Here is a 762-nt window from a genome sequence, read left to right as displayed (position 1 = left end):
AGATATGGGGAGAGAGGGTCACCCTGGCGGAGTCCCCAAGAAGCACCAAAAAGCTGAGATGGTTGACCATTAATAAGAATAGAAAAAGAGGCAGAAGTAACACAACTCATAGTCCAACTCACCCAGTCAGAGCTAAATCCAAAAGAAAGAAGAATACTCTTTAGGAAATGCCATTTAACTCTATCGTAGGCCTTAGCCATATCCAGCTTAACAAACATTGCTCTCTCCCTTGAAGTAACCATAGAATGAATAGCGTCAGTAGCAATAACCACCCCATCCAAAATTTGTCTTCCTGCAACAAAACCACCTTGTTCTTCTGAGATAATAATGGGTAGCCACTTTTTAATTCTTTCAGCAATCAACTTAGTAATAACTTTGTAAACCACATTACACAAGGCAATTGGTCTAAAAAACTCCAATTGATTAGCTCCCTCTCTCTTAGGAATAAGAGTCAAGAATGTAGAATTCAAAGCCCGAAGCATCTGCTTGCTAGAATAGGACTCGTTAACCACCTCCAACAAATCATGATTAATGATGTCCCAAAATTCCTGAAAGAACTCAACTGGAAAGCCATCAGGACTAGGAGCCTTCCCCTTAGGCATGCCAAAGACCACCTCCTCAAGCTCTTCCAAAGATATTGGACGCATGAGATAATCATTCATTTCCTGAGTGATAAGGGAAGGAATACAAGACAAAATAATATTTTCTTCATTATCAGCAGGAGGAGAGTCCTCAGAGAAGAGGGTAGAAAAGTACCGAGTA

At 40.6% G+C, this 762-nt stretch carries 1 protein-coding gene; it reads right to left on the bottom strand.

Translation table 11 applies throughout. The features are described 5' to 3' along the window. Positions 1 to 762: RNA-directed DNA polymerase (locus IE038_RS23995; RefSeq protein ID WP_189396425.1), on the bottom strand; the 762-nt coding region annotated here is incomplete at both ends.

It is taken from the genome of Pseudomonas laurentiana (assembly GCF_014648275.1).
Lineage (GTDB): Bacteria > Pseudomonadota > Gammaproteobacteria > Pseudomonadales > Pseudomonadaceae > Aquipseudomonas > Aquipseudomonas laurentiana.
Note: the sequence above shows the minus strand (reverse complement) of the source record. Positions and strands in the feature narration are given on the sequence as shown.